Here is a 23,610-nt window from a genome sequence, read left to right on the forward strand (position 1 = left end):
GGCGTCGGGCGGGAGCCCGTCGCCCGCATCGCCCGCGTCCTGGGGTTGGGGCAAGATAGCGCCCGCACTCCAGGAGACACCGTGGACACCGCCATTCGCCGCCAGACCCTGGCCGACCTGCTGCGCCGCAGCGCCAAGCGCGCGCCGGAGAAGACCGCGATCCTGTGCGGCGACACCCGCTGGACGTTCCGCGAATTCGACGACGTGACGGACCGGCTGGCGGCCGGCCTGGCGCGCATGGGCGTCGAGAAGGGCGCGCGCATCGCCGTGCTGTCGCGCAATTCGCATGCCTTCGCGGCGCTGCGGTTCGCGCTGGCGCGCCTCGGGGCGGTGCTGGTGCCCATCAACTTCATGCTCAAGGCCGAGGAAGTGGCGTACATCCTGCGGCATGCCGGCGCCGGCATGCTCGCCACCGATTCGGGGCTCGCGGAGCTCGCACGCGCCGCTGCCGCGCTGGACACGCAGGTGCGCCAGTTCGTCTGGCTGCCATCGGAGGAAGTGACGCAACCCGCCGCGGGCATGACCACCTTCGACGAGCTGGTGGATCGGCGCGACGCGCCGCCGCCGGTGGACCTGCAGGGGGACGACCTCGCGCAGATCGTCTACACCAGCGGCACCGAGTCCAGCCCCAAGGGCGCGATGCTCACGCACGATGCGGTGATCTGGCAGTACGCCAGCTGCGCGGTGGATGCGAGCATCGCGGCGTCGGACGTGATGCTGCATGCGCTTCCCCTGTACCACTGCGCGCAGCTCGACGTGTTCCTCGGCCCGATGGTGTATGTCGGCGGCACCAGCATCGTCACGGCCAAGCCGACGCCGGACAACCTGCTGCCGCTGATCGCGCAGCACCGCATCAGCTCCTTCTTCGCGCCGCCCACCGTGTGGATCTCGCTGCTGCGCTCGCCGCTGTTCGACGCGACGGACCTGTCGTCCCTGCGCAAGGGCTACTACGGCGCCTCGATCATGCCGGTGGAGGTGCTGCGCGAGCTGGCGCGGCGGCTGCCGGACGTGGGCTTCTGGAACCTCTATGGCCAGACCGAGATCGCGCCGCTGGCCACCATGCTCGGGCCTCAGGACCAGCTGCGCAAGCCGGGATCCTGCGGCCGCGCCGTGCTGAACGTGGAGACCCGGGTGGTGGACGACGCGATGCGCGACGTGCAGCCCGGCGAAGTGGGCGAGATCGTGCACCGCTCCCCGCACCTGATGCTGGGCTACTTCCACGACGACGAGCGCACCCGCGCCGCCTTCGAAGGCGGCTGGTTCCATTCCGGCGACCTGGCGACCATCGACGACGAGGGCTTCATCACCGTCGTCGACCGCAAGAAGGACATGATCAAGACCGGCGGCGAGAACGTCGCCAGCCGCGAAGTGGAAGAGATGGTCTACCGGTTGCCGCAGGTCTCCGAGGTGGCAGTGGTCGGCGTGCCGCACCCGCGCTGGGTGGAAGCGGTGATCGCGGTCATCGTGCCGAAGGCAGGGCACGAGCTGACCGAGGCGATGGTGCTGGCGCACTGCCAGCAGCACCTCGCCGGCTTCAAGGCACCCAAGGCCGTGGTGTTCACGGACACACTGCCCAAGAACCCGAGCGGAAAGCTGCTCAAGCGCGAATTGCGCCAGCGCCACCAGGATCGGTTCAACGCCGCATGACGGCCACCGCCGAACTGCTGGCCCTCGACGCCGGCGCCCTGTCACGGCGCATCGCGGCGCGCGAAGTGTTGTGCCGCGAGCTGATGCGGGCTTCGCTGGACCGCATCTCCGCGCTCAATCCGCTGCACAACGCGATCGTGTCCCTGCGTGACGCCGATGCGCTGCTGCGGGACGCGGACGCGCGCGACGTCGCGCTGGCCCGAGGCGAATCCATGGGATGGATGCACGGCTTCCCCATCGCGGTGAAGGACCTGAGCGACGCCGAGGGCCTGCCCACGACGCAGGGCTCGGCGGCGGTCGGGCCGCGCGTCGCCCGCTCCGATGCACTGTTCGTGCAGCGCATGAAGCGCGCCGGGGCCATCGTCATCGGCAAGACCAACACGCCGGAATTCGGCCTGGGCTCCCACACCTTCAACGACGTGTTCGGCCTCACGCGCAATGCGTGGCAGCCGGACAAGTCCGCCGGTGGCAGCAGCGGCGGTGCCGCGGTCGCCCTGGCGCTGGGCATGGTGCCGGTAGCCGACGGCAGCGACTTCATGGGATCGCTGCGCAATCCGGCCGCCTTCAACAACGTCGTGGGCCTTCGGCCTTCGCGCGGGCGCGTGCCCGCGGTGCCGGCCGAAGATGTGTTCTACGCGCAGCTGGGCACCGAGGGGCCGATGGCCCGCACGACGGAGGATGTCGCCCGGCTGCTGTGCACGATGGGGGGCTGGGATGCGCGCGCACCCTTGTCGCTGGCCGATGCCTTGCCGGATGCGGCAGCGGCGGACCCCATCGGCGTGCTGCCGGGCAAGCGCATCGGCTGGCTCGGCAGCGTGTGGCCCGACTTGCCGCTGGAACCCGGCATCCGCGAGCTGTGCGAGGCCGGCTTGCGCGCGCTGCAGCACGCGGGTTACGCGGTCGAACCGTGCACCCTCGACGTGCCGCGCGATGCGGCCTGGACGGCATGGCTGCGCCTGCGGCAGATGCTGACCGGTGGCAAGCTGCGCGCCTTGTACGCACAACCGGAACTGCGCCGGCGCATGAAGCCGGAAGCGCAGTGGGAAGTCGAGCAGGGCTTGCAGCTCACCGGGGCGCAGCTGTATGAAGCCTCGGCGCAGCGCTCCGCCGTCTACCAGGCGTTCGTGCGCCTCTTCGATCGCTTCGACTATGTCGCCGCTCCGAGCGCCCAGGTCTTCCCGTTCGACGCGCAGCTGCGCTGGCCGCAGTCGATCGCCGGCGTCGCGATGGACACCTATCATCGCTGGATGGAGATCGTGGCGCCCTTCACCCTGGCGGGCCTGCCGGTGGTGAGCGTCCCGGTCGGCTTCGATGCCCGGGGCCTGCCGATGGGCCTGCAGATCGCCGGACCGGCCCGCGCCGACATGCCGGTGCTGGCTCTGGCGCGCGCGTTCGAAGCCATCGCGCCGTGGGCGCATCGGCGCCCGCCGGCGCTGGACCGCTTGTGAGCAACTCGCGTCACAATGACGGATTCGCATCGGCAGGAGACAACAAGATGAACAAACGATACTGGCTGCGCCTGGCGCTGGTGGGAGCCGCCGCCACCCTTGCTGCCGCCCCCGTCCTGGCGCAGGACTTCCCGCCGAAAAAGGCCGTGACCATGGTGGTGGGCTTCGCGCCCGGCGGCGCCGCCGATGCGGCCGCCCGCCTGATCGCCAAGAAGCTGGGCGACAACATCGGCCAGACCGTCGTGGTCGACAACAAGGCGGGCGCGGGCGGCAACATCGCGCACCAGCTGGTCGCCAATGGGCCCACGGACGGCTCGACGATCCTGCTGGGCTCGATCGGCCCGCTGACGATTGCGCCGCACATGATGAAGGTGGGCTACGACCCGTTCAAGGACCTGGCGCCCCTGTCGGGCGGCGTGCACTTTCCCAACGTGCTGGTCGTCAACGCCGGCTCCGGCATCAAGTCGCTGGCGGACTTCGTGGCCGCCGCCCGCAAGGGCAAGGATGCCGTGAGCTTCGCCTCCACCGGCTCCGGCTCGGCATCGCATCTCACCGGCGAACTGTTCGCGCTGCAGATCAAGGCCGACATGCTGCACGTGCCCTACAAGGGCGGCGCACCAGCCATGCAGGACCTGCTGGCCAATCGCTTCACCGGCTACTTCGCGGCGCCGCCGACGGCGCTGCCGCACATCGAGAGCGGCAAGCTGACGCCGCTGGCGACCACGGGGCTGGCGCGGCCGTCGTACATGCCGAACATCCCGACGGTGGCCGAGTCGGGCTACCCCGGCTTCGAGGCGCTGAACTGGTATGCCTTCGTCGCCTCGGCCAAGACGCCCGGGCCGATCCTCGACCGCTGGAACCAGGAGATCGTCAAAGTGCTGCGGGACGCGGAGGTGCGTGATGCCCTCACCAAGCTGGGCCTGACGCCGCACCCGACGACGCGCGCCGAACTCACCGACTTCATGACCAAGGAGTCGACCAAGTGGGGCACCATCGTGCGCGAGCGCAAGATCACCAACGAGTGAGCCGGGCGCGGTTCCCATGGCAGCGATAGCGATAGGTTGCGGCGCCGGTTTTTCGGGTGACCGCGTGGACGCCGCCGCACCGGTGGTGCGCACGCTGGTGGAGCGCGGCGGCCCGGCGGCGCTGATCTTCGAGAACCTGGCCGAGCGCACGCTGGCGCTGCAACACCTGGCGCGCCGCGCCGATCCGCAACTGGGCTACGAGCCCGCGCTGGTGCAGGAACTCGAGCCGGTGCTGGCCGATTGCCTGCGGCATGGCATCACCATCGTCGGCAACTTCGGCGCCGCCAATCCGCGCGGCGCGGCGGACGTGGTCCGCCGCCTGGCAGTCCGGCTGAAGCTGCCGGTGCCGCGCGTCGCGGTGGTGGAGGGCGACGATCTTTCCGACGAGCGCGGCCAGGCGCTGATGCGCGCGCACCTCGACGGCGGCTTCGATGCGGAGCGCTTCGTCTGCGCCAACGCGTACCAGGGCGCGATGGAGATCGCCGCGGCGATCCGCGCCGGCGCGCAAGTGGTGGTGACCGGCCGTGTCGCGGACCCATCGCTGGTGCTCGGGCCCGCGCTGGCGCACCACGGCTGGGCCGCGGACGACTGGGACGCGCTCGCCGGCGGCACCATGGCGGGCCACCTGCTGGAATGTGGCGCGCAGGTCACCGGCGGTTATTTCGCCGATCCGGGCCGCAAGGACGTGCCGGGGCTGGAGGACGTCGGCTTTCCGATCGCGGAGATCGACGCCGATGGCAGTTGCGTGGTCACCAAGGCCGGAGGTACCGGCGGCGTGGTCGACTGCCGCACGGTCAAGGAACAGCTGCTGTACGAAGTGCACGACCCCGCCGGCTACCTGACGCCCGACGTCGTGGCTGACATCACGCAGGCCAGCGTCACGCAGGTGGGTCCCGACCGCGTCCGGCTGGCCGGCGTGAAGGGCCACCCGCGCACGCCGACGCTCAAGGCGCTGGCCTTCTTCGACGGCGGCTGGCTGGGCGAAGCGGAGATCTCGTATGCAGGACCGAACGCCGAAGCGCGCGCGCGGCTGGCGCTGGACGTGCTGCGCAAGCGGCTGGGCGGCGGGCTGGCGTTGCGCTGCGACCTGATCGGCGTCACCAGCATCCTCGGCGACGACGGCAACCGCCTGCTCGCTGCGCATGCGCGCGGGGCGGCCACCGACGTGCGCCTGCGCGTGGCCGCACGGGACGCATCGCAGGCCGCGATCGATCGCCTGCTGCGCGAGGTGACGGCATTGTGGACTTGCGGGCCGGCCGGCGGCGGCGGCGCGCGCGGCAGCAAGCGACAGCGCCTGTCCAGCCGCTCCTGCCTGCTGCCGCGCGAGCTGGCGCCGGCGCGTTTCGAACTCGTCTGAGGACGCCGCCCATGCCAGAGATTCCCCTTTACGACCTCGCGCACGCGCGCACCGGCGACAAGGGCAACCGCATCAACATCAGCCTGATCGCGTATCGCGCGGAAGACTTCGCGCTGCTGGTGGAGCAGGTGACGGCGCAGGCGGTCGCGCGGCACTTCGCGCATCGCAACCCGTCGGGCGTGCAGCGCTACGTGTTGCCGAAACTCGGCGCCATGAATTTCGTGCTGGACGACGTGCTCGACGGTGGCGTCAACGATTCGCTCAACCTCGACGCCCACGGCAAGGCGCTGTCGTTCCACTTGCTGGCGATGACGGTGCGGCGCGACTGAGGCAGCGGCTGCCCGGCGAAGCGGCGCTGCACCACCAGCTCGATCATCACGTCGCGCAGCAGCGGCTGCAACAGCCGCGGCTCGCCCGAACGCAGCTCGCATTCGATCACCAGGCGGCGCGGTCCGAGCCAGCGGGCGTCGACGTTGTCGCATTCGCCCTCGAACACCAGCTCGGGCCACCCGCTGCGCAGCCAGGCCCAGCGCGAGCGGACGCGAACGCCAGCAGGCAGAAGGCCATCAGCAGCAAGGCCATCGCGGCAGCGCGCTTTCGGACGTGGAATTTCACCGTTGTTCGGCTCGTGAGCGACCGCGCAATGTAACGCCGGCGCGCTGGCTCTTGCAGGGCGCCGCGCCGGTCCCATGTACCGCGCTGCACCCCATCCCGGGGGCGCTGTCGGAGGAATGCCGCGATGCTCAAGCGTGTGACCCTGCTGTGGACGGTGGTGCGAGGCGATGCGCGGCAACTGTGGGCGGCCCTGCGCCACCCGGGGTCACCCGGCTGGCTGAAGCTGGGCACCGGACTGCTGGCCCTGTACGTGCTGTCGCCGATCGACCTGGTGCCGGACTTCCTGCCCTTCATCGGCGCGCTCGACGACATCGTGCTGGTGCCGCTGGCCATCCGCTGGATGCTCAAGCGGCTGCCGCCGCACGTCGCGGCGGCTACGGCCACGCGCCGTCGCTGACCGTCGCTGACCGTCGCTGACCGTCGCTGCTCGGCCGTGCCGGCGGCCATCCGACGAACGCGCGCAAGCTGAGCAGTTGTCCTACGTTGACGTGCGAGGCGAGGCTTAACCTGCGCTCCATGCAGAACGCACTGCGCCTTGTCCTCTTGCTTTGCCTGGCAAGCGCCGGCAGCGCGCGTGCCGAAGTGCACTGCACCGAGCCCGTGGCGTCCGGCTGGCGGGAATGCCGTGCAGCGATCGCGCAGCCGCTGACGCGGCGCATGCTGCAGACACAGGAGCGTTCGCGCTGGTGCTGGGCTGCCGCCGTTTCCATGGTGTTCGCACGCTACGGCCATGCACTGCCGCAGGAGCAGATCGTGGCCCAGACCCATGGCGAGCTTGCGAACCGCGGCATGCCGACGCACCAACTGCTGGCCGCCCTCCAGCGCGACTGGTCCAGCAACGGCGAGCTGTTGCGGGCCTCCATCCGCCACCAGGTGGCGGACCCCGGCGCGACCCTTCCGGCCAGCGCGACTCTGCTGATCTCCAGCCTGGCCCGGGAGCATCCGCTGATTCTCTCCAGCAACGGGCACGCGGTGGTGGTGGTCGGCATCGCCTATGAGGAGCGTGGTCCCTGGCTGCGCATCAAGGGGGCAACCGTGATCGACCCCAGCCCGGGCGTCGGCCTGCGTCCACTGGCCGGCGACGAGCTCGACGTGGCCTTGCTGGCCAGCGTCGAGGTGATGCCGGTGGCGTGGCGCTAGGGGGTCTGCGGGGCCGCCCTACAATCCGGGCCGAAACCCTGGAGACCATCTTGCGCCGTACCTTCCTGTCACTGGCCGTCGTCGCGGCCGCATCCCTGTTGTCCTCGCCCGCCTTCGCGCAGGCCTATCCGAACAAGCCGATCAAGGCGATCGTGCCGTTTGCGCCCGGCAGCGCCACCGACCAGATCGGCCGCGCCTTCGCCAATGAAATGGCCAAGACCCTCGGCCAGCCCATCATCATCGAGAACAAGCCCGGCGTGAACGGCATGCTCGGCGCAGCGGATGTGGCGAAGGCCACGCCCGACGGATACACCATCCTCATCGGCACCAACAGCACGAACGCCGCGCTGAAAAGCCTGATGAAGCAGCTGCCCTACAACCAGGACACGGCGTTCGCGCCGGTGGCGTACATGGGCTCGGTTCCGCTGATCGTGGCCGTGAACAACGACGTGCCGGCGAAGAACCTGCGCGAGTTCGTGGCGCTGGCCAAGGCCAAGCCCGGCAACGTGACGTTCGCCAGCGCCAGCACTTCGCAGCTGGTGTCGTCCGAGATGCTCGCCAGCATGGCCGGCATCCAGATGACCAACGTGCCGTACAAGAGCGGCCCGGCGGCGATGACCGACCTGATCGGCGGCCAGGTGATGATGTTCACCGCGGACTTCGCGGTGATGCTGCCGCAGGTCAAGGGCGGCAAGATCCGTGGGCTGGCGGTCACGTCCACGCAGCGTTCGCCGGCGATCCCGGAACTGCCCACGGTGAACGAAGCGCTGGGCATCAAGGACTACGAACTGATCGCCTACTTCGCGGTCTTCGCGCCGGCCGGCACGCCGCCGGAGATGGTGGCGAAGCTGAACCAGGCCGTGAACACCGCGGCCAGCAGCAAGGAACTGCAGGAGAAGTTCGCGCCGATCGGCTTCACCGTCGAACCCGGCACGCCGGAGTCGCTGGCCCAGCGCACCCGGCTCGAAACGGCCAAGTGGGCCAAGGCGATCAAGGACGCGAAGATCGAACCGCAGTGATGCTGCGCCGCGGCTTCCTGGCCGCAGCGCTTGCCGCCGCGCTGCCTGCCTGCAGCCGCAAGGCCCGGTTGGCATCCCTGCCCGCCGGCGCCACCGTGCTGGCGCTCGGCGACTCCATCACCTTCGGGACCGGCGCATCGCCGCAAGGCAGTTATCCGGCCGTGCTCGCCGGGCTGACCGGCTGGAACGTGGTCAATGCCGGCGTACCGGGCGACACGTCCGCCGCGGCACTGGCGCGCCTGCCGGAATTGCTGCAACAGCACAGCCCGGCCCTCGTGCTGGTCAGCATCGGTGGCAACGACTTCCTGCGCCGCATGCCGCCCGACAGCACGCGCGCCAACATCCGCAGCATCTGCAAGCAGGCACGCGAGGCGGGCGCGCAGGTCCTGCTGGTCGGCATTCCGGAAGCCAGCGCGCTTGCCGCCGCCGCTCGCTCGCTGGGCGACCACGCGATGTACGAGGAGCTGGCTGCGGAGCTGAAGCTGCCGCTGCATGCGGGCGGCTGGTCCAGGGTGCTGAGCGACCCCGCCCTGCGCTCCGATGCCATCCATGCCAACGCGCAGGGCTACGAGGCCTTTGCGACGGGGCTGGCGCAGCGGCTGCGTGAACTGGGACTGTTGGCGGGCTGAGGCCGACGCTGGGGTCTCAGACGCCGCCGTGCGGATGCGTGGGATCGACCCACAGCACCTGTTCCGGCTTTTCGATCGGCTCGATGTCCAGGTTCACGGCGACAGCCTGCCCGTCGCTTCGGCACAGCACGCACTCCAGCACCTCGGTGGCGCTGGCGTTGATCTCCTGGTGCGGCACATAGGGCGGCACGTAGATGAAGTCCCCGGGCCCTGCCTCCGCGGTGAACTCGAGCTGCTCGCCCCAGCGCATGCGCGCCCGTCCCTTGACCACGTAGATGACGCTCTCGAGGTGCCCATGGTGGTGGGCGCCCGTTTTCGCGTTGGCATGGATGGTGACGGTGCCGGCCCACAGCTTCTGCGCCCCGACGCGCGCGAAATTGATGGCGGCCTTGCGGTCCATGCCGGGTGTTTGCGCCGTGTTGGGGTCAAGCTGGTTGGCGGCAATGACCCGCACGCCATCGTGCTTCCACTTTGCCTCGTTGGCGGGGTCGTGTTCGTGGTGTCGACCGTGGTCGTGCGGCTCGTGGCTCATGACGCCAGCGTACACCCGTTGCGCGCTTGCAGTGCGCCAGGAACGCCGGGCGCAGTGGCCGATGGAGGCGTCTGCGGCCCCTGGAGGCCGCACTTCAAATTACAGCTTGCCCCAGGAACTTGCGGCGATGCGGCGCTGTCCCATCGGCTCCATGGGTGCCTTGAAGCAAGCGCGCAGGGCATTCGCCCCGCGAACGGCAGACTGGAACCAGGCGTCCAGCAGGGAGCGCAGGTAAGCAGCGCGCATCTGACAGGCATCGGTTTTGAAGTGACTGGTCATCGTTCGCTCCTCAGGGAAGGTGTGTCAGGAAGTGTGTTTCCGGATACTTGTAGTTACAACACCGGCCGGGCACCGTTCCATGACCGCTTGTCTCGCATACGAACCCTTTTCGTGCATTACTACACTCCACCCATGACCCACCGCCTCCGACGTCAGCTCGCCCGCCTCGCAGCGATCACGCTCCTGGCCAGCCCCGCCTGGGGAGCGGCCGAGGCGCCCGCGATGAGCAAGCAGGCTTTCAAGGCCGCCGAAGCGAAGATCGCGGCCGCCGCCCGCAGCGAGCGCAAGGCATGCGAAACCCACAAAGGACGCGCAGCGGAGCTCTGCGCCAAGGAGGCGAAGGCGCGCGAGAAGATCGCGAAAGCGGAGCTGGAAGCGGACTACGAGCCCAGCCCGGACAGCGTGCAGGAGGCGCGCAACGTCAAGGCGCATGCCGAATACGACGTGGCCCGGGAGAAGTGCAACGACCTCAAGGGCGGCACCAAGGACCGCTGTGTCAACACCGCCAAGTCCGCGCGCGAGGCGGCCATCCGCCTGGCGAAGGTGGAGAAAGTCGACAGCATGCGCGCGGCGGAAAGGGAAGCGGCGGCCGAGCGGAAGGCGGGACTCGACAAGGCAAAGCCCTAGATTCGACCAGGCGGCTTGCCTACTCCAGACCGACACCGCGCAGGAAGGCGTCCACGGCTTTGATGCCGGTGGCTTCCAGGTCGAAGGCCCCGGGCTCCAGCAGCCAGTTCTGCACCAGGCCGTCCACCAGCGCATGCAGGCCGTGCGCGGCCGCCGACGAGGGGATGGCCAGCCGCACTCCGCGCGCGGCGGCGCTCCTGAGCAGCACCTGCCGGAAGCGCTGCGTCCACAGTTCGCGCATCTGCAGGTGGCGTTCGCGCACCGCGCACAGGCTGTCCACGTATTCGACCATGTGCGTCGCGACTTCGAAGACCCGGCGGGTCTGGGGATCGGTGACGGTCTGCCGCAATGCGGAGCGCAGCGCCTTCTTCAGGCCGGGCAGCGGGTCCTCGTCATGCGCGCCCTCCACCAGCGCCAGCGCCTGCTGCAGCGGCAGCGCGACCCGGTCCATCATGGCGTTGAAGAGGTCGGCCTTGTCCTTGAAGTGCCAGTAGATGGCGCCTCGGGTCGTGCCCGCGGCCACGGCGATGTCGTTCAGCGAGGTCCCGGCCACGCCCTGGGCCAGGAACACATGCTCCGCCGCGTCCAGCAGCTGCTGTCGCGTGGCGAGGGCGTCTTCCTTGGAGCGGCGGACCATGACCCCATCAGTATACATTCACTGTTGTATGTATATACTGCGGGTCTTCCGCGGTCCGCCGGCTCCGGGGCCCGCCTACCCACCTTCAAACGACCAAATTCCATGGCTGCTCGCATGCCGCACGTTCCTGCATGGACTGTTGCTTCCATCCTGCTTTGCGCCGTCCTGGCTGCTTGCGGAAAGGGTTCCGGCACGACGCCGGCCCAGACCGCCGCCGCGCCGCCTCCCCCGGAAGTCGGGGTCGTCACGGTCGCGACCGGTGACGTCGGGCTCGTGACCGAACTGCCCGGCCGCCTGGAGCCCTCCCGCGTGGCGCAGGTGCGCGCGCGGGCCGCGGGCATCGTGCAACAGCGCCTGTTCCAGGAGGGCAGCGACGTGCGCGCCGGGCAGCCGCTCTACCGCATCGATGCCGCACCCTACGCGGCGGCCAATGCGAGTGCGCTGGCCCAGCTGGCGCGCGCGCAGGCCAACGTCGTCGCCGCCACCGCGCTGGCGCAGCGCTACGGGCCGCTGGTGGAAGCCAACGCCATCAGCAAGCAGGAATACGCCAACGCAGTGGCTGGGCAGAAGCAGGCCGAGGCGGACGTCGCCGCTGCCCGCGCGGCGGTGCGTACGTCCGAGATCAACCTGGGCTATGCCTCGGTGACGGCCCCGATTTCCGGCCGCATCGGGCGCTCGCTCGTCACCGAAGGCGCCCTGGTGGGGCAGGGCGAAGCGACGCCGCTGGCCCTGGTGCAGCAGATCGACCCGCTGTACGTGAACTTCACGCAACCGGTCGGCGAGGTGATGAACCTGCGCCGCTCGCTCGAGCAGGGCCGCCTGCAACGCGCCGGCAGGGACGGTGCGCAGGTGCGCGTCATCCTGGAGGACGGCACCGAGCACCCGCAGCCAGGCAAGCTGCTCTTCGCCGACCTCAGCGTCGACCAGGCCACCGGCCAGGTGACGCTGCGCGCCGAAGTCCCGAACCCGAAGGCGATGCTGCTGCCCGGCATGTACGTGCGGGTGCGGCTGGAGCAGGCCAAGGCGTCGAACGCCATGCTGCTGCCGCAACAGGCGGTGACGCGCTCGCCGCAAGGCGACACGGTGATGGTGGTGGCGAGCGATGGCAAGGTGGCGCCGCGGCCCATCAAGGTGGGTGGTTCGCAGAACGGCAAATGGGTGGTGCTCGGCGGCCTGCAGCCGGGCGAGCAGGTGATGGTGGACGGCTTCCAGAAGCTGCGTCCCGGGGCGCCGGTCAAGGCGGTGCCCTGGTCGGCCACGCCCGCCGCACCGGCGAGCGCGTCATCCCAGGCGAAGAGCTGAGGCGCTGACGCATGGCCAAGTTCTTCATCGACCGACCCATCTTCGCGTGGGTGATCGCGTTGTTCATCATCGTGCTGGGCGCCGTGGCGATCACCCAGTTGCCCATCTCCCAATATCCGCCGGTGGCGCCGCCCGCGATCGTGGTGTCCGCCGCCTATCCCGGCGCTTCCGCCCGCACGCTGGAGGAAAGCGTCATCAGCGTCATCGAGCAGGAGATGAACGGATCGCCCGGCCTCATCTACATGGAGTCCGTGACGCAGGCCAACGGCAGCGGCCAGATCACGCTGAGCTTCCAGCCCGGCACCAACGCCGACCTGGCGCAAGTGGACGTGCAGAACCGCCTCTCCCGGGCGTCGCCGCGCCTGCCGGCCGCCGTCACGCAACAAGGCGTGCGGGTCGACAAGTCCCGTTCCAACTTCCTGCTGTTCACCATCCTTTCTTCCGACGATCCGAAGATCACGCCGGTGGACCTGGGCGACTACGCCTCGCGCAGCGTGCTGCCGGAGATCCAGCGCGTGCCCGGCGTGGGCCAGGCGCAGCTGTTCGGCACCGAAGCGGCCATGCGCGTGTGGATCGATCCGGAAAAGCTGGTCGGCTACAACATGTCGGCGGCGGAGGTGACCGCGGCCATCCGCGCGCAGAACGCGCAAGTCTCCTCCGGCTCCATCGGTGAGCAGCCGAACGTCGCTGGGCAGGGCATCGCCGCGACGGTGGTGGTGAACGGCCAGCTCGCCACGGTGGAACAGTTCCAGAACGTGGTGCTGCGCGCCAGCCCCGACGGCTCCACCGTGCGCCTGCGCGACGTGGCGCGGGTCGAATTGAACGCGCAGAACTACGCGACCGCGGCGCGCCTGAACGGCAGGCCGTCCACCGGCATCGGCGTGCAGCTCGCCCCCGGCGGCAACGCGCTGGAGACGGCCACGGCCATCCGCAAGCGCATGGGCGAGCTGGCCCCGTACTTTCCCGCCGGCGTGAAGTGGGAGATTCCGTACGACAGCTCGCGCTTCGTGCGCATCTCCATCTCGCAGGTGGTGGTGACGCTGCTCGAAGCCGTGGCGCTGGTGTTCCTGGTGATGTTCCTGTTCCTGCAGAACTGGCGCTACACGATCATTCCCACGCTCGTCGTGCCGGTGGCGCTGCTCGGCACCTTCGCGGCGCTGCTGGCGCTGGGTTTCTCGATCAACGTGCTGACGATGTTCGGGATGGTGCTGGTCATCGGCATCGTGGTGGACGACGCCATCGTGGTGGTGGAGAACGTCGAGCGGATCATGACCGAGGAAGGCTTGCCGCCGCGCGAGGCCACGCGCAAGGCGATGGGGCAGATCTCCGGGGCCATCATCGGCGTGACCGTGGTGCTGATCTCGGTGTTCGTGCCGCTGGCGTTCTTCGCCGGTTCCACCGGCAACATCTACCGCCAGTTCGCCGCGGTGATGGTGGCATCCATCGGTTTCTCCGCCTTCATGGCGCTGTCGCTGACGCCGGCGCTGTGCGCGACGCTGCTCAAGCCGGTGGACGCCGGCCACCACGAGAAGCGCGGCTTCTTCGGCGCCTTCAACCGCGGCTTCCGCCGCACGGCGAAGGGCTACGAGGGCCTGGTCGCGCGGATGCTGCGGCGCGCGCCGCGCTACCTGATCCTGTACGGCGTGATCGCCGGCGTCGCGGCGCTGATCTACACGCGGCTGCCGACGTCCTTCCTGCCGCAGGAGGACCAGGGCAACATGCTGGTGAACATCCAGCTGCCGCCGGGCGCCACCGTGGAGCGCACCAGCAAGGTGATGGAGCAGGTGGAAGCATGGGTGCTCAAGCAGCCCGAGGTGCAGAGCATGGTGAGCGTGCTCGGCTTTTCCTTCTCGGGCCAGGGCCAGAACGCGGCACTCGCCTTTGTCACGCTGAAGGACTGGGACCAGCGCGAGGACGAGGCGCAATCGGCGCAGTCACTGGCCGGCCGCGCGTTCGGCGCGCTGTCCGGCATCCGGGATGCGTTCATCTTCCCGCTCAGCCCGCCCCCGATCCCTGAACTGGGCACGGCTTCCGGAGTCACGTTCCGGCTGCAGGACCGCGGCGGCAACGGCCGTGAGGCATTGATCGCGGCGCGCAACCAGCTGCTGGGGCTGGCGGCGCAGAGCAAGGTGCTGACGCAAGTGCGCCCCGACGGGCTGGAAGACGCGCCGCAGCTGCAGCTGGACATCGACCGCGACAAGGCGCAGGCGCTGGGCGTCGGATTCGACGCGATCAACGCCACCCTGTCCACCGCGCTCGGATCCTCCTACGTGAACGATTTTCCCAACCGCGGCCGCCTGCAGCGGGTGGTGGTGCAGGCCGACGCGCCGGCACGCATGCAACCGGAGGACCTGCTGCGGCTGAACACGCTGAGCAACCAGGGCAAGCCGGTGCCGCTGTCGTCGTTCGCCACCACGCGCTGGGTCAATGGCGCCATGCAGACGGTGCGCTACAACGGCTATCCGGCGATGCGCATCTCCGGCGCGCCCGCACCCGGCTTCAGCACGGGTGCGGCCATGGCGGAGATGGAGCGGCTGGCAGGGCAGCTGCCGCAGGGCTTCGGCTACGAATGGACCGGGCAGTCGCGCGAGGAGAAGCTCGCCGGCGCGCAGGCGCTGATCCTCTACGGCTTCGCCATCCTGGCCGTGTTCCTGTGCCTGGCGGCGTTGTATGAAAGCTGGTCGATCCCGCTGGCGGTGATCCTGGTGGTTCCGCTGGGCGTGCTGGGCGTGCTGCTGGCGACGCTGTTGCGCGGCTACGCCAACGACGTGTACTTCCAGGTGGGGCTGATCACCATCATCGGCCTGTCGGCGAAGAACGCCATCCTGATCATCGAATTCGCCAAGGACCTGCAGGCGCAGGGCAAGGGCGTGATCGAGTCGGCGCTGGCCGCGGCGCACCTGCGCTTCCGCCCGATCATCATGACGTCGATGGCCTTCGGCCTGGGCGTGCTGCCGCTGGCCATCGCCACCGGCGCCGGCTCCGCCAGCCAGCGCGCCATCGGCACCGGCGTGATCGGCGGCATGCTGACGGGCACCGGCCTGGCCATCTTCTTCGTTCCCATCTTCTTCGTCGTGGTGCGAGGCTATTTCAAGGGCAGCGAGCGGCAGCGCAAGCTGCAGGCGCAATCCCACCACCACCACGAGATGCCATCCGGCGCGACGGCCGGAGATCCGACATGAGATACCGCATGAGGCTCCTCACTTCCCTGGCCGCGGCGCTGCTGGCCGCGGGCTGTTCCATGATGCCGACGTACGAGCGTCCCGAGGCGCCGGTGCCGCAAGCCTTTCCCTACCCGAGCGCCACGGACGGCATTCCCGCCACCGACCTGGGCTGGGACCAGTTCTTCACCGACCCCACCCCGCGCGCGCTGATCGAGCGGGCGCTGCGCAACAACCGCGACCTGCGCGTGGCGGTGCTGAACATCGCGCAGGCGCGCGCGCAATACGACATCCGCGACGCCGACCGGTTTCCAACCCTGGGCGTGGGCGCCACCGCCTCCCGCGCGCCCAATCCACTGACTGGCCAGCAGGCCACGACGCTGTCCGTGAACCTGGGCATCAGCGCGTGGGAGATCGACTTCTTCGGCCGCATCGCCAGCCTCAGCCAGGCCGCCCTGGCCCAGTACCTGGCCACCGAGGAGGGCCGCAAGGCAGCGCAGATTGCGCTGATCGCCAGTGTCGCCAACACCTGGCTGAGCCTGGCGGCCGACGAGGAACTGCTGACCCTGACGCGCGAGACGCTGGCGACGCGGGAGGAATCATTGCGCCTCACGCGCCTGCGCTTCGAGGCCGGGGCGTCGTCCGAAATCGACGTCAGCCTGGCGCGGTCCCTGGCGGAAGGCGCGCGCGCGACGCTGGCGCAGCTGCAGCGGCAGCGCGCGCTCGATCTCAACGCGCTGGCGTTGTTGCTGGGGGAGGGCGTGTCACCTGAATTCCAGGTCGGCATCACCACGGAAGGCGTGCACCTGCCCGACGTGCCGGCAGGCTTGCCGTCGGAGGTGCTGGTGCGGCGGCCGGACGTGCGCCAGGCCGAGCAGCAATTGATCGCCGCGAACGCCAACATCGGCGCGGCGCGCGCGGCCTTCTTTCCGCGCATCTCGCTGACGGCGGGCATCGGCACGGCGAGCAACGAGCTCTCGGGGTTGTTCTCGGGGGGCGCCTGGGGCTACACGATCGCGCCGTCCCTGCTGCAGCCGATCTTCGATTCGGGACGCAATCGCGCCGGGCTCGCGTCGGCGCAGGCCTTGCGCGACATCGCGCTCGCGCAATACGAGCGCGCGATCCAGCAGGCCTTTCGCGACGTCTCCGATGCGCTGGCAGGCCGCGCCACGTTCGGCGACCAGGTCGCCGCGCAAGCGCGCCAGGTGGAGGCGGAGGCCGCGCGCTTCCGGCTCTCGCGGTTGCGTTACGAAAACGGGATCGCGAACTACCTGGACCTGCTGGATGCACAGCGTTCGCTGTTCATCACCCAGCAGGCGCTGGTGCAGGCGCGGCTCGCGCGGTTGCAGAACCAGGTGCAGTTGTACCGCTCGCTGGGTGGGGGCTGGAGCGACGCGGTTCCAGCCCAGTAGCGACGGCACGGCCGCAAGGCGTCAGGGAGCGTTGTCCCCCGCGGCGACCTGGTGCATGACACCGGTGATGGCGTAACCCTTCTCGTCGATCTGCCGGCGCGGGTTGTCGATCTCGTAGGGATGCAGGTGCTCCTGCGACTCGTCGACGTTCACCCCCTGCTGGCGCGCTTGCCAGTCCACGTTGGTGGCCTCCTCGGGGATCGGCTGCCCGGCGGGCACGATGAGGTAGCTGAACTTGTTCTGCGCTTCGGGCCGCCGGTAGATGTCCACGTGCATGCGTTGTCTCCAGTTGGTCCGGCCATTCTGGTAGGCGGCCGCCTTGCCTGCCGTAGGACGCGACCGGGTCCGACCCGGGCGGCGCGCGGCCCGGAAAACGCCGCGCCCATGTCGGAAGTTGCACGGATGCGTCAAAACCCGGGATGAACGGTGCGGACGCGGGGTCCCAGCGGTGTTGCTGGCAGGTCAGCCAGACCTCGATACTTCTTGCAACACTTCTCACAAAGAGACCGACATGGCGAACCTCTACGCAGCCCGGATCCCGTCCAACTTCATGCGCAGCCCGTGGCGCGTCGCGATGGCCGTGGCCTTCGTCGCCGTGGTGGGCGGCCGGTCGATGCCGGCCACGGCCGGTCCCGCGGCGACCCTGGCGGAGCTCGAATATGCCGAGGCCGTCCAGACCTTCCGGGCCGGCCGAACGTCCGTCGCCTTCGGGCAGTTCATGGCCCTGGCCAAGAGGGGCGACGTCGATTCCGCGCGGATCACCTTGTTCCTGCATGCCTACGGCCCCGTGCTGTACGGCAAGCAGTGGGACGTCATGCCCTCGGATCTCGACCAATGGAACACGCTAGTGCGCAACAGCACCACGACCGCCCGCGCCATGCCGGACTTCCCGCTGACCGTCATGCAGCCTTCCAAGCCACGCAGCGCCGCGGCCGCAGTGCGCGCCACCGCCGTCAAGAACGTCAAGGCCAATTGAGTTGTGGGGGAAGTACGACGCGATTAGCGAACCAGGCGGTAGCGCAAGGACGACGAGCGGATCGGCGCGGCCTCCCGGAGCAGAAATTGCGCGGAAACCGACCAGTTACCAATCTTCACGATTGCAACAGCTTCGAACCGCTGGCATGCTCGTCAGCAAATAGTTCGCCCGCAGGGGCAAGGGCGCCGGCCCATCCGGCAAGCATGAGGAGATGAACGTGAACAAGACGATTGCGGCGGCAGCCGCCCTGGTGCTCGGCACTGCACTCGGCGCTTCGGTCGCAATGGCCGAGGAAAAGCGTGTGACGCCCAAGGAAGCGGAAACGATGGTCAAGAAGGGCGTGATGGCCATCAAGGCCGGTCCGCGCGACAAGGTGCTGGCGGACATGACCGACCCGAAGGGCGCCTGGGTCGACCGCGAGCTCTACATCACCGTCTACCAGATGGATGGCACCGCGCTGGCCCATGGCGCCAACGCCAAGTTCGTCGGCAAGAACATGATCGACCTGCGCGATGCCAACGGCAAGGAGCACATCCGCGAGCGGATGGAGCTGGCCAAGACCAAGTCGGTCTTCTGGCAGGACTTCACCTTCCTGAACCCGGTGAACAAGAAGATCGAGCCGAAGCAGATGTACTGCGAGAAGGCGGACGCGTTGATCGTCTGCGGCGGCATCTACAAGCCGGTGTAAGACCAGGGGCGGGCTCCGGCCCGCCTCTTCGATTCCGGACCCCGGCGACAGACCGGCGCCAACAGCATTCCCCAGAAGTGAGTCGTCCATGAAAACCTGGCACAAGATCCTGATCGCCCCTGGCATCGCCATCACCTTCCTGCTGGCGTTCGGGGGCATCGCGTACACGGCCGTGGCTGAGCAGAACCGGGTCCTGGAGGACCTCACCAACCGCCGGATGGTCGGCGTCACGACGGTGGGAGATGCCGCGCAGGACATGAGCGAGGTGCACTCCAACGTGTATCGCCTGTTCACGTGGATCGCCAACCTGAGCGAAGACAAGATCAAGCAGGCCGTCACCACGCAGAGGCAGAAGATCGACGGCGTGGCGGCTTCCCTGGCGAAGTACCGCGCGCAGCCGCACGTGACCGGCGAGGAGCGCAAGGCGCTCGACGCCGTGCTTCCCATGGTGGCGAAGTACCGCAAGCTGGCGGATGACGCCATCGACATCAGCTCGATCGAGGTGGCGATGGGCGCCATGGCGATGCAGGGCGCCGATTACCACTTCCAGGCCATGCTCAAGGAGCTGGACCGGCTGGTGGCGATCGAGAAGCAACTGGCCCAGGACAGCTACACGGCCGCCGCGGCGCAATCCCGCCGCCTGCTGATGCTCCTTGCGGCCTTGCTGCTGGCCGCAACGGTGGTCTCCGTGGCCGTGGCGCTGGTCATGAGCCGCGCCATCGTGGCGCGCCTCGACGAGGCCATCCGGGCGGCCAAGCGCATCGCGGCCGGCGACCTGACCACCGAGGTGGCGTCGGGCAAGGGCACCGACGAAACGGCGGACCTGCTGCGCGCGTTGGAAGTCATGACCCAGAACCTGCGCCGGCTGGTCGGCGAGGTGTCGGGCAGCGCCCACGCCGTGGCCGACACCAGCGCGCAGATCGCCCAGGGCAACCTGGACCTGTCGCAGCGCACCGAGGAGCAGGCCTCGACGCTGGAGGAAACGGCCAGCCAGATGGAGGAGCTGACGTCGACGGTGACGCAGAACGCCGACAACGCCCGCCAGGCCAGCCAGATGGCGGCCGACGCCGCGGACGTGGCCCGCAAGGGCGGCACGGTGGTGGGCCAGGTGGTCGACACCATGAGCGGCATCTCGGACTCGTCGCGGAAGATCGCCGACATCATCAGCGTGATCGACGGGATCGCATTCCAGACCAACATCCTCGCCCTGAATGCCGCCGTCGAAGCAGCCCGTGCCGGGGAGCAGGGCCGCGGCTTCGCGGTGGTTGCAGCCGAGGTTCGCAGCCTTGCGCAGCGCAGCGCCACGGCCGCCAAGGAAATCAAGGGGCTGATCGCCGACTCGGTGAGCAAGGTGGACGCCGGCACGCGGCTCGTGGGCAACGCCGGCAGCACCATGGACGAGATCGTGCAGTCGGTGCGCAAGGTCAGCGACATCATTGCCGAGATCGCCGCCGCGAGCCAGGAGCAGAGCGCCGGCATCGAGCAGGTGAACACCGCCGTGACGCAGATGGACCAGGTGGTGCAGCAGAACGCATCGCTGGTCGAGGAAGCGACCGCGGCCACCGAGTCGATGCGCGAGCAGGCGGGATCGCTGCTGCAAAGCGTGTCGCGCTTCCGGCTGCAGCAGGACGGCAAGGAGCAGGCGGCCGCCGAAGCCAGCCAGCCTCCCAAGGCGCACATGACCCACGCGGCGCCGGAACGCATCAACGTGCGGCCCGCCGCCGTGCAACTGCCGCCCGCGTATGCGGGGGTCCTCGCCACTGCCCACGCGAACACGCCGCGCAGTGCGAACGGGAGCTGGAAGCAGTTCTGAGCGCGCGGCCGCTGCGCCGCGCAGCCTCCTAGACCACCAGCGGGCTGTTGGCCCCGTCCACCGAGACGATCGCTCCAGAAACGTACGAGGCGCGGGGCGAGGCGAGGAACAGGATCACCGACGACACTTCCTCGGGCGTCGCCATCCGGCCGAGAGGCAGCTTCGATTCCGCCTGGCGCCTGACATCTTCCACGCTCACCTGCCGCAGGCGCGCATCGACTGCGAAGCCTTCGGACAGCCGGTCCGTCAGCGTGAGGGTCGGGTTGACGGCGTTCACACGCACGCCATGCGGTGCCCACGCGGCGGCCAGGCCCGCGGTTGCGAGCATCAACGCGGCGTTTGCCGCTCCACCGGCGAGGTGGGTGGTGGTGGCGACCTTGCCGCCCATGCCGATCACATTGACGATCACCCCCGCGCCGCGCTGGCCCATGCGCTTGACCACCGGGTCCATCACGTGGATGTAGGTGAAGAACTTGGCCTGCATCGCGTCGTGCCACGCCTGGGGCTGCAGTTCATCGTAAGGAGTGCGCCTGGCCGCGCCGGCGGAATTCACCAGGACGTCGATGGGGCCGAACCGGGCCTCGGCACCTTCGACGGCGCGCATGGCCTCGGCCGCGTCCGCCAGGTCTGCGCAGGCCCCTGCGACCTCACCCTGTCCGCGCAAGGAAGCGAGCGCGTGCTCCATGTGCTGCGGGTTGCGGCCCACCAGGCTGACGCGGCAGCCTTCGGCCAGGAAGTCGCGTGCGCAGGCGAGTCCGATGCCGCGGCTGCCGCCAGTGACGAGAACGTGCTTGCCTTGAAGTTGCAGGTCCATGGAAATCTCCTCAGGGTTGCCGTCAGCGTACGACCAGGCTGGCGCGCCGGCGCAGCGCCATGGCGAATCCGGCGCCCGCCAGCGACATCGCCACGGCAGGCACCAGCAGCAGTGCCGCGGGGCCCGCATGGTCGAAGGCGAAGCCGGCCAGCGTGACGCCGATGGCCTGGCCGGTGAACAGGCACGAAGCGAACACGGCCATGGCGCTGCCGCGCGCGGCCGGCACCATCTGCGTGGCGTTCGTCTGCAGCGTGTTATGGAACAGGTAGGTGGCGAATCCCATGGCCAGCGCCACCGGCGCCGCGATCCATCCGGCCGGCATCAGGTAGAAGGCGACGAACGCCGCGCCCATCCCGGCGCCGCCGGCCCACACCATGCGTTGTTCGCCGAACCGGCGCACGATGTGCCGCGCGGACATCGCATACAGCAGGCCACCGACCGCATACAGCGCGATCATCGCGGAAGCGCTGGACAGCGCCAGGCCGAAACGGTGGTGCAGGTACGCCGGCAGGAAGGCCAGGGGGCCGATCAGGAAAATGCCTTCCGCCAGCGCCGAGGCGAGCACCACCCGCGCCCATGGCACCGCGACCACCGCGGCGAGCTGCCGTGCGAAGCCGAAGCGGCCCACGGTGCGCACCGGCGGCGCGGCAGGAATGCGGCGAAGCCGCACCAGCAGCAGCGTCCCGATCGCCACGTAGCCGATGGCCAGCGACGCGAAAGCGCCGCGCCAGCCATAGCTGGAATCCGCGAACAGGCCGCCAGCGAGCTGGCCGGCCATCATCCCCGACAGGGTTCCCATCAACAGCCGCGCCAGCGTGGCCTGCCGCTGCTCGTACGGCACGGCGTCGCCGACCCAGGCCATCCCGAGCGGAATGACGCCGGCAGCGCTCAGGCCCCACAACACGCGCAGCCACACGAGCGCATCGAAGCCGCCCGCCAGGGCGCACGCCGTCGCGCCGATCGCGGACCCCAGCATCGCGCCGCACACGAGCCTGGCTTTGCCGTACCGATCCCCCAGCGGACCGAAGCCGAGTTGCGCCACGCCGTAGGCGATCGAGAAGGTCAGGACCACCCGGCCCGCGGTGCCCGGCGTGACGCCGAAGTCCGCCGCCAGGCGAGGCAGCAGGCCGTCGCAGATGCGCAGCGCGGCGCCGCTGAAGAAGGAAGCCAGCGACAGCAGCATGATCGCCGCGCGGATGGCGGCGGGTGAGGCGGTTGCGGTGGGGGGAGCGGGGGAGAGAGCAGAGGGCACGGGGAATCGTACATCGCCGCATGCAGGCATCGGCCTCCTCCTACGGATCGGCCAGCGTGGCCGGGCGACCATGACGGCAACGAAACCGCCCACGCACCATGAACCTTCCGCGCGTCCTGCTCACCGCCGACGACCACACGATGCAGGTCTACGTCGCCCGTACCGAGGAAGAACGGGCGCTCGGCCTGATGCACCGCCGCGAGATGCCCGAGGACGAAGGCATGCTTTTCATCTGCGACGAATGCGCGGTGCAGAAGTTCTGGATGAAGGACACGCCGCTGCCGCTGTCCATCGCGTTCCTCGACAACGACGGCACCATCCTGAAGATCGCCGACCTGCAGCCCCACGACCTGGACGGCGAGTCCTCGGACCACCCCGTGCGCTACGTGCTGGAAGTCAACCAGGGCTGGTTCGACGAGCGCGGCATCGCGCCCGGCCGCCGCATCACCGGGCCGGTGTTCCTGCCTGCAGGCAACGGCTGACGGCGGCGATCACCGCCTCCGGCTGGTCCCGATGCGGTGAGTGGCCGCACGCCGGCAGTTCCAGCAGTTGCGCGTGCGGCACGCGCCGCGCGATCCCCCTGATCTGCTCCAGCGTGCCGTACTCGTCATCGAGCCCCTGGATGGCCAGCAGCGGGCAGCGGATCGTGCCGAGCGCGTCCTCGATGTTCCAGCCGCGGAAGGCGGCATCGAGCCACACGTCGTTCCAGCCATGGAAGGCGGAATCGGGATCGTCGTGGTAGCGCGCCAGGCGTTGCCGCAAGTCCGTGTGCCGGTAAGCGTCGCGTGCCTTGCCGATGCTCCTGATGGACACCTCCTCCACGAAGATGTGCGGCGCCAGCACGACGAGGCCTTGCACGGCCTCGGGGAAGGCCGCCGCATGCAGCAATGCGATGCTGCCACCGTCGCTGTGCCCGAACAGCCAGGGCCGCTCGTTCACGCCCAGCGCATCCAGGAGCGCCGGCAGCACTTCGCGGGCCTGCACATGCATGAAGTCCGGCGACCAGTGCTCGTCGGCCGGCCTGGGCGTGGAGCGGCCGTAGCCGGGCCGCGAATACACGAGGCCGCGCGCGCCGACGGCGGCGCACAGCTGCTGCGGGAAGTCGCGCCACATGGCCACGGAGCCCAGGCCCTCGTGCAGGAAGACCAGCAGCGGGGCCGGGCCGGGCGCGTGGCCCACCCATTCGTACTCGATGCGCAGCGGCCGGCCGGCGGCGATGAGGGAAGCGAAGGCCATG

Annotated in this window: 24 protein-coding genes; 17 read left to right on the top strand and 7 right to left on the bottom strand. The window is 69.4% G+C overall.

What is annotated here, in order from left to right:
- Window positions 1-81 precede the first annotated feature (81 nt).
- The 9 genes from WG902_RS13130 (at window position 82) to WG902_RS13170 (ending at window position 8,880) form a co-directional block, all read left to right on the top strand.
- Window positions 82-1,647: an acyl-CoA synthetase gene (locus WG902_RS13130; RefSeq protein WP_340060537.1), complete on the top strand. Its 1,566-nt coding sequence runs from the start codon at window positions 82-84 to the stop codon at window positions 1,645-1,647.
- Entirely contained in the window at window positions 1,644-3,095 is a 1,452-nt protein-coding gene (locus WG902_RS13135; RefSeq protein ID WP_340060538.1) for an amidase, read from the top strand. The genes WG902_RS13130 and WG902_RS13135 overlap by 4 nt, the downstream gene beginning before the upstream one ends.
- A 47-nt stretch (window positions 3,096-3,142) precedes the next feature.
- Window positions 3,143-4,120, top strand: coding sequence for a Bug family tripartite tricarboxylate transporter substrate binding protein (locus tag WG902_RS13140; protein WP_340060539.1), 978 nt, complete (start codon window positions 3,143-3,145; stop codon window positions 4,118-4,120).
- Window positions 4,121-4,136: 16 nt separating this feature from the next.
- Window positions 4,137-5,477 carry an acyclic terpene utilization AtuA family protein gene (locus WG902_RS13145; protein ID WP_340060540.1) on the top strand — a complete coding sequence of 447 codons (1,341 nt, stop codon included), beginning with the start codon at window positions 4,137-4,139 and terminating at the stop codon, window positions 5,475-5,477.
- Window positions 5,478-5,488: 11 nt separating this feature from the next.
- On the top strand, window positions 5,489-5,806 hold the full coding sequence (locus tag WG902_RS13150; RefSeq protein WP_340060541.1) for an AtuA-related protein: 318 nt from the start codon (window positions 5,489-5,491) through the stop codon (window positions 5,804-5,806).
- Between the two features lie 410 nt (window positions 5,807-6,216).
- Window positions 6,217-6,489: a YkvA family protein gene (locus tag WG902_RS13155; protein ID WP_340060542.1), complete on the top strand. Its 273-nt coding sequence runs from the start codon at window positions 6,217-6,219 to the stop codon at window positions 6,487-6,489.
- Window positions 6,490-6,608: 119 nt separating this feature from the next.
- Entirely contained in the window at window positions 6,609-7,232 is a 624-nt protein-coding gene (locus WG902_RS13160; RefSeq protein WP_340060543.1) for a papain-like cysteine protease family protein, read from the top strand.
- 50 nt (window positions 7,233-7,282) lie between these two features.
- Entirely contained in the window at window positions 7,283-8,251 is a 969-nt protein-coding gene (locus WG902_RS13165; RefSeq protein ID WP_340060544.1) for a Bug family tripartite tricarboxylate transporter substrate binding protein, read from the top strand.
- Window positions 8,251-8,880, top strand: coding sequence for a GDSL-type esterase/lipase family protein (locus WG902_RS13170; RefSeq protein WP_340060896.1), 630 nt, complete (start codon window positions 8,251-8,253; stop codon window positions 8,878-8,880). The genes WG902_RS13165 and WG902_RS13170 overlap by 1 nt, the downstream gene beginning before the upstream one ends.
- A gap of 16 nt (window positions 8,881-8,896) precedes the next feature.
- On the opposite strand, the gene WG902_RS13175 is transcribed toward WG902_RS13170, so the two are convergent.
- A complete protein-coding gene (locus WG902_RS13175; protein ID WP_340060545.1) occupies window positions 8,897-9,412 on the bottom strand; it encodes a cupin domain-containing protein in 516 nt (171 codons plus the stop codon).
- A gap of 99 nt (window positions 9,413-9,511) precedes the next feature.
- Window positions 9,512-9,691 carry a hypothetical protein gene (locus tag WG902_RS13180; RefSeq protein WP_340060546.1) on the bottom strand — a complete coding sequence of 60 codons (180 nt, stop codon included), beginning with the start codon at window positions 9,689-9,691 and terminating at the stop codon, window positions 9,512-9,514.
- 132 nt (window positions 9,692-9,823) lie between these two features.
- Here WG902_RS13180 and WG902_RS13185 point away from each other — a divergent pair, with 132 nt between their 5' ends.
- Window positions 9,824-10,318 (top strand): hypothetical protein, encoded by a 495-nt coding sequence (locus WG902_RS13185; RefSeq protein WP_340060547.1) that lies wholly within the window; start codon window positions 9,824-9,826, stop codon window positions 10,316-10,318.
- A gap of 19 nt (window positions 10,319-10,337) precedes the next feature.
- Here WG902_RS13185 and WG902_RS13190 read toward each other — a convergent pair whose 3' ends face one another.
- Entirely contained in the window at window positions 10,338-10,955 is a 618-nt protein-coding gene (locus WG902_RS13190; RefSeq protein WP_340060548.1) for a TetR family transcriptional regulator, read from the bottom strand.
- A 102-nt stretch (window positions 10,956-11,057) separates the two neighbouring features.
- Here WG902_RS13190 and WG902_RS13195 point away from each other — a divergent pair, with 102 nt between their 5' ends.
- The 3 genes from WG902_RS13195 to WG902_RS13205 are packed head-to-tail and all read left to right on the top strand — an operon-like array spanning window position 11,058 to window position 16,830.
- Window positions 11,058-12,257, top strand: coding sequence for an efflux RND transporter periplasmic adaptor subunit (locus tag WG902_RS13195; protein ID WP_340060549.1), 1,200 nt, complete (start codon window positions 11,058-11,060; stop codon window positions 12,255-12,257).
- Between the two features lie 11 nt (window positions 12,258-12,268).
- On the top strand, window positions 12,269-15,439 hold the full coding sequence (locus WG902_RS13200) for an efflux RND transporter permease subunit (protein ID WP_340060550.1): 3,171 nt from the start codon (window positions 12,269-12,271) through the stop codon (window positions 15,437-15,439).
- Window positions 15,440-15,447: 8 nt separating this feature from the next.
- Window positions 15,448-16,830 carry an efflux transporter outer membrane subunit gene (locus WG902_RS13205; protein WP_340060551.1) on the top strand — a complete coding sequence of 461 codons (1,383 nt, stop codon included), beginning with the start codon at window positions 15,448-15,450 and terminating at the stop codon, window positions 16,828-16,830.
- Between the two features lie 21 nt (window positions 16,831-16,851).
- Here WG902_RS13205 and WG902_RS13210 read toward each other — a convergent pair whose 3' ends face one another.
- Window positions 16,852-17,106, bottom strand: coding sequence for a DUF6139 family protein (locus WG902_RS13210; protein WP_340060552.1), 255 nt, complete (start codon window positions 17,104-17,106; stop codon window positions 16,852-16,854).
- Between the two features lie 235 nt (window positions 17,107-17,341).
- On the opposite strand from WG902_RS13210, the gene WG902_RS13215 reads away from it, so the two are divergent.
- The 3 genes from WG902_RS13215 to WG902_RS13225 all read left to right on the top strand — a co-directional run bounded on the left by WG902_RS13215 (window position 17,342) and on the right by WG902_RS13225 (window position 20,307).
- The gene (locus WG902_RS13215; protein WP_340060553.1) at window positions 17,342-17,806 is read left to right on the top strand and encodes a hypothetical protein; all 465 of its coding nucleotides are present in this window, start codon (window positions 17,342-17,344) and stop codon (window positions 17,804-17,806) included.
- 217 nt (window positions 17,807-18,023) lie between these two features.
- On the top strand, window positions 18,024-18,494 hold the full coding sequence (locus WG902_RS13220) for a cache domain-containing protein (protein WP_340060554.1): 471 nt from the start codon (window positions 18,024-18,026) through the stop codon (window positions 18,492-18,494).
- A gap of 88 nt (window positions 18,495-18,582) precedes the next feature.
- Window positions 18,583-20,307, top strand: coding sequence for a methyl-accepting chemotaxis protein (locus tag WG902_RS13225; RefSeq protein ID WP_340060555.1), 1,725 nt, complete (start codon window positions 18,583-18,585; stop codon window positions 20,305-20,307).
- Window positions 20,308-20,335: 28 nt separating this feature from the next.
- Here WG902_RS13225 and WG902_RS13230 read toward each other — a convergent pair whose 3' ends face one another.
- Window positions 20,336-21,121: an SDR family oxidoreductase gene (locus tag WG902_RS13230; protein WP_340060556.1), complete on the bottom strand. Its 786-nt coding sequence runs from the start codon at window positions 21,119-21,121 to the stop codon at window positions 20,336-20,338.
- 22 nt (window positions 21,122-21,143) lie between these two features.
- On the bottom strand, window positions 21,144-22,304 hold the full coding sequence (locus WG902_RS13235) for an MFS transporter (RefSeq protein ID WP_340060897.1): 1,161 nt from the start codon (window positions 22,302-22,304) through the stop codon (window positions 21,144-21,146).
- Window positions 22,305-22,471: 167 nt separating this feature from the next.
- On the opposite strand from WG902_RS13235, the gene WG902_RS13240 reads away from it, so the two are divergent.
- Window positions 22,472-22,855: a DUF192 domain-containing protein gene (locus WG902_RS13240; protein WP_340060557.1), complete on the top strand. Its 384-nt coding sequence runs from the start codon at window positions 22,472-22,474 to the stop codon at window positions 22,853-22,855.
- Here the strand turns inward: WG902_RS13240 and WG902_RS13245 are convergent.
- Window positions 22,818-23,609, bottom strand: a complete 792-nt coding sequence (locus tag WG902_RS13245) for an alpha/beta fold hydrolase (RefSeq protein WP_340060558.1) — start codon at window positions 23,607-23,609, stop codon at window positions 22,818-22,820. The two genes, WG902_RS13240 and WG902_RS13245, sit on opposite strands and share 38 nt — an antisense overlap.
- Between the last annotated feature and the right edge of the window lies 1 nt (window position 23,610).

This window comes from Ramlibacter sp. PS3R-8, assembly GCF_037572435.1.
Classification (GTDB): domain Bacteria; phylum Pseudomonadota; class Gammaproteobacteria; order Burkholderiales; family Burkholderiaceae_C; genus Ramlibacter.